Source organism: Bradyrhizobium sp. Ken01 (assembly GCF_055807355.1).
Genome location: NZ_JBVVPC010000120.1, coordinates 1 through 2,240, shown reverse-complemented (window position 1 = coordinate 2,240; position 2,240 = coordinate 1). Strand labels below are relative to the sequence as shown.

The following is a 2,240-nucleotide window of genomic DNA, read 5'->3' as shown; positions in this document are numbered from 1 at the left end:
CAGGCGAGCTTCCAGGTGCTGGTCGAGCCGAACGGCACGACGGGCTCCTACATCCTGTTCGACAAGGTCACGCTGCTGCCGATCGCGACGGTCAACCAGGCCGGCCAGATGATCCAGATCAGCGGCGGCAACGTCTCGATCTCCAATGCCCTGATGTCGCCGGACATCCAGAAGCTGATCACGGACGTGTTCACGCTGAAGTTCACGGACAACAACAGCAACACCAAGCTGACCCAGAACTTCACCGACTCGATCACGCAGACCGGCAACATTGTCTTCATCAAGACGGATACCGGTGCCACCGCGACCGCGACCTTCACGCATCTCCCTGACCCGGGATCGCCGGCGTCCGGCCATGATCCGTCGACCAGCACCCGCATTCCGGGCCCGCCCGTTCGTCAAAGCCTCGATCTCAACGGCAATGTGAAGACGGCGTTCGGGTTTACCGAGCGCGCGGACACGACCGGCGACACAACTCATTACGATACCATCTCCGGTCGCATCACCTTCGTCGATCAAAACCTAGCCGATCTGCCGACGGTGAGCATAGACCTCGGCGATACGCCGAACTTTGTCTACAAGAACGCCAGCCAGCAGGATGTCACCGGCGCGCTCTCTGCACTCCAGAAGCAAGACATCGCGGCAACGCAGATCCAGATCAGCGTCGCCGCAGCCGCCGGTAACAACAACAACGGCTCGGCGGTCTGGACCTACACGATTCCCGACCACGTCTTCGACTTCCTCGCGGCGGGCGAAACGTTGACGCTGACCTACAAGGTCCGCGTCAACAATAATTTCTCGGTCAATCCCGAAACGTCGACCATCGACATCACCATCACGATCACCGGCACCAACGACAAGCCGGTGATCACCACCAGCGTTCCGACCATCATCTTCGAAGGCGGCACCAGCGTGCCGGGTGGCCCGCTCACCAGCGATGTTCCGACGACGGGCACGCTGAGCTTCGACGACGTCGATCTCACCGACAAGCATACGGTGTCGGTGGCGTTGACCAGCGCGACCCTGCCTGATGGCACCGTTCCGCCGGGGCCGCTTGCGGCGTTCCAGAGCGCGATGTCGGTCGCGATCGCGGCGGGCGCCGACAGCACCGGAGACGGAACCGGCACCATCAACTGGTCGCTGGCTGACCTGCCGGTCTATCTCGCCGACTTCATCCCCAAGGGTGAGGTGCTGACGCTGGTCTACGCCGTGACGCTCAAGGACGCGCAAGGCGCCACCTCCCAGCAGACCATCACCGTCACGATCACCGGCACCGACGCTCCCGCCGTGGTGTGGATCGCGACCGACAAGCCCGGCGCTCCCTCGGGCGGCTTCTGGAAGGATGCGGCCAACTGGGCAACCGGCACGGTCCCGACCATCAATGACGACGTCATCGTCATCACCGACCAGCTGCATGGGCTGACGCCGTCCTATCCGGTGACGATCGACGCGGCTGCGTATGCCAAGTCGATCACGATGAACGACTACGACACCACGGCCGGCCACACGGCACCAGAAGTCATCAACAAGAGTGCGCTGACGATTGCGGGCGAGATCAGCCTCAAGGCCGATTCGAAGCTCACCAATTTCACGGCAAGCACGATTTCGGTTGGTGGCAAGGCCGAGTTCCGGGATAGTAGCGTACTCACCAATGCCGGTTATCTGACGCTTGCGGCCGGTGGCGATTTCGCTGGCGGTACCACGATCACCAATTCCGGCACGATTGAGCTGTCCGGCGGCACGCTGAAGACGCTCGCCGCAATTAACAATGCCGGCGGCACGCTGAAGGCCGATGCCGGCACGACGCTGATCGTCGACACCGCCACCATCAGCGGTGGCACGGTCACCATCGCCGGCACGCTGGAACTCGACGGCACCAGCGTCCTCAAGGACGGCACGCTGAACAATTCAGGCGCGGTCAACGTCAAGGGCACTGCGGAGTTCGCCCACGAGACCGCCTCCAACACCTCCAGCGGCACGATCAAGGTGCTGGCGAATGGCTGGCTGACGATCGACCAGGGTTCGACGGTTACCAACACCGGCAGCGTGACGATCGATGCTAACGGCAAGCTGACGGTGAACGGCGCGACGATCAGCGGCGGTACGATCGACGGTCTCGGCACGATCGACGTCACTGGCGCCAGCACGATCGATGGCGGCGCCACGCTGAGCACGAGCACGGTCACTGTCGGGAACGGCATCGCGCTGACGCTCGATGGCATGACGGTGTCGGGCTCGAC

1 protein-coding gene is annotated in these 2,240 nt (G+C 63.0%); it reads left to right on the top strand.

The features are described from left to right. The coding region (locus AC0L3S_RS38910) for a VCBS domain-containing protein (RefSeq protein WP_473285232.1) at window positions 1–2,240 on the top strand (2,240 nt) is incomplete at both ends.